3 protein-coding genes and 1 pseudogene are annotated in these 2,678 nt (G+C 45.5%); all 4 read left to right on the top strand.

Annotated elements, in window-relative coordinates; all coding sequences use genetic code 11:
• Positions 1 to 75, top strand: a pseudogene (locus tag OOJ60_RS24340) (IS6 family transposase); the annotation flags it as partial.
• Between the two features lie 143 nt (positions 76 to 218).
• Entirely contained in the window at positions 219 to 773 is a 555-nt protein-coding gene (locus OOJ60_RS24335; protein ID WP_063840321.1) for a fluoroquinolone-acetylating aminoglycoside 6'-N-acetyltransferase AAC(6')-Ib-cr5, read from the top strand.
• Between the two features lie 130 nt (positions 774 to 903).
• On the top strand, positions 904 to 1,734 hold the full coding sequence (locus OOJ60_RS24330) for an oxacillin-hydrolyzing class D beta-lactamase OXA-1 (protein WP_001334766.1): 831 nt from the start codon (positions 904 to 906) through the stop codon (positions 1,732 to 1,734).
• 137 nt (positions 1,735 to 1,871) lie between these two features.
• Positions 1,872 to 2,504: a type B-3 chloramphenicol O-acetyltransferase CatB3 gene (locus OOJ60_RS24325; RefSeq protein WP_000186237.1), complete on the top strand. Its 633-nt coding sequence runs from the start codon at positions 1,872 to 1,874 to the stop codon at positions 2,502 to 2,504.
• The last annotated feature ends 174 nt before the right edge of the window (positions 2,505 to 2,678 follow it).

Raw genomic sequence — 2,678 nt, 5'->3', positions numbered from 1 at the left:
GGCCAGGCCTCAGCATTTTATTATGGTGATCCCCTGGGCGAAATGCGCCTGGTAAGCAGAGTTTTTGAAATGTAAGGCCTTTGAATAAGACAAAAGGCTGCCTCATCGCTAACTTTGCAACAGTGCCTTTAAGCGTGCATAATAAGCCCTACACAAATTGGGAGTTAGACATCATGAGCAACGCAAAAACAAAGTTAGGCATCACAAAGTACAGCATCGTGACCAACAGCAACGATTCCGTCACACTGCGCCTCATGACTGAGCATGACCTTGCGATGCTCTATGAGTGGCTAAATCGATCTCATATCGTCGAGTGGTGGGGCGGAGAAGAAGCACGCCCGACACTTGCTGACGTACAGGAACAGTACTTGCCAAGCGTTTTAGCGCAAGAGTCCGTCACTCCATACATTGCAATGCTGAATGGAGAGCCGATTGGGTATGCCCAGTCGTACGTTGCTCTTGGAAGCGGGGACGGACGGTGGGAAGAAGAAACCGATCCAGGAGTACGCGGAATAGACCAGTTACTGGCGAATGCATCACAACTGGGCAAAGGCTTGGGAACCAAGCTGGTTCGAGCTCTGGTTGAGTTGCTGTTCAATGATCCCGAGGTCACCAAGATCCAAACGGACCCGTCGCCGAGCAACTTGCGAGCGATCCGATGCTACGAGAAAGCGGGGTTTGAGAGGCAAGGTACCGTAACCACCCCATATGGTCCAGCCGTGTACATGGTTCAAACACGCCAGGCATTCGAGCGAACACGCAGTGATGCCTAACCCTTCCATCGAGGGGGACGTCCAAGGGCTGGCGCCCTTGGCCGCCCCTCATGTCAAACGTTGGGCGAACCCGGAGCCTCATTAATTGTTAGCCGTTAAAATTAAGCCCTTTACCAAACCAATACTTATTATGAAAAACACAATACATATCAACTTCGCTATTTTTTTAATAATTGCAAATATTATCTACAGCAGCGCCAGTGCATCAACAGATATCTCTACTGTTGCATCTCCATTATTTGAAGGAACTGAAGGTTGTTTTTTACTTTACGATGCATCCACAAACGCTGAAATTGCTCAATTCAATAAAGCAAAGTGTGCAACGCAAATGGCACCAGATTCAACTTTCAAGATCGCATTATCACTTATGGCATTTGATGCGGAAATAATAGATCAGAAAACCATATTCAAATGGGATAAAACCCCCAAAGGAATGGAGATCTGGAACAGCAATCATACACCAAAGACGTGGATGCAATTTTCTGTTGTTTGGGTTTCGCAAGAAATAACCCAAAAAATTGGATTAAATAAAATCAAGAATTATCTCAAAGATTTTGATTATGGAAATCAAGACTTCTCTGGAGATAAAGAAAGAAACAACGGATTAACAGAAGCATGGCTCGAAAGTAGCTTAAAAATTTCACCAGAAGAACAAATTCAATTCCTGCGTAAAATTATTAATCACAATCTCCCAGTTAAAAACTCAGCCATAGAAAACACCATAGAGAACATGTATCTACAAGATCTGGATAATAGTACAAAACTGTATGGGAAAACTGGTGCAGGATTCACAGCAAATAGAACCTTACAAAACGGATGGTTTGAAGGGTTTATTATAAGCAAATCAGGACATAAATATGTTTTTGTGTCCGCACTTACAGGAAACTTGGGGTCGAATTTAACATCAAGCATAAAAGCCAAGAAAAATGCGATCACCATTCTAAACACACTAAATTTATAAAAAATCTAATGGCAAAATCGCCCAACCCTTCAATCAAGTCGGGACGGCCAAAAGCAAGCTTTTGGCTCCCCTCGCTGGCGCTCGGCGCCCCTTATTTCAAACGTTAGACGGCAAAGTCACAGACCGCGGGATCTCTTATGACCAACTACTTTGATAGCCCCTTCAAAGGCAAGCTGCTTTCTGAGCAAGTGAAGAACCCCAATATCAAAGTTGGGCGGTACAGCTATTACTCTGGCTACTATCATGGGCACTCATTCGATGACTGCGCACGGTATCTGTTTCCGGACCGTGATGACGTTGATAAGTTGATCATCGGTAGTTTCTGCTCTATCGGGAGTGGGGCTTCCTTTATCATGGCTGGCAATCAGGGGCATCGGTACGACTGGGCATCATCTTTCCCGTTCTTTTATATGCAGGAAGAACCTGCATTCTCAAGCGCACTCGATGCCTTCCAAAAAGCAGGTAATACTGTCATTGGCAATGACGTTTGGATCGGCTCTGAGGCAATGGTCATGCCCGGAATCAAGATCGGGCACGGTGCGGTGATAGGCAGCCGCTCGTTGGTGACAAAAGATGTGGAGCCTTACGCTATCGTTGGCGGCAATCCCGCTAAGAAGATTAAGAAACGCTTCACCGATGAGGAAATTTCATTGCTTCTGGAGATGGAGTGGTGGAATTGGTCACTGGAGAAGATCAAAGCGGCAATGCCCATGCTGTGCTCGTCTAATATTGTTGGCCTGCACAAGTATTGGCTCGAGTTTGCCGTCTAACAATTCAATCAAGCCGATGCCGCTTCGCGGCACGGCTTATTTCAGGCGTTATGCAGCCAAATCCCAACAATTAAGGGTCTTAAAATGGTAAAAGATTGGATTCCCATCTCTCATGATAATTACAAGCAGGTGCAAGGACCGTTCTATCATGGAACCAAAGCCAATTTGGCGATT

The sequence above is a fragment of the Citrobacter sp. R4 genome, assembly GCF_026719175.1.
GTDB classification, from domain to species: domain Bacteria; phylum Pseudomonadota; class Gammaproteobacteria; order Enterobacterales; family Enterobacteriaceae; genus Citrobacter_A; species Citrobacter_A sedlakii.
The sequence above is the reverse complement of the archived record's forward strand: the minus strand, read 5'-3'. Positions and strand labels throughout refer to the sequence as shown.

What these genes read in the sequence shown, in the direction of transcription:
- OOJ60_RS24330 (WP_001334766.1), top strand. Translation starts at nt 904, where the DNA reads ATGAAAAACACAATACATATCAACTTCGCTATTTTTTTAATAATTGCA.
- OOJ60_RS24325 (WP_000186237.1), top strand. Translation starts at nt 1,872, where the DNA reads ATGACCAACTACTTTGATAGCCCCTTCAAAGGCAAGCTGCTTTCTGAG.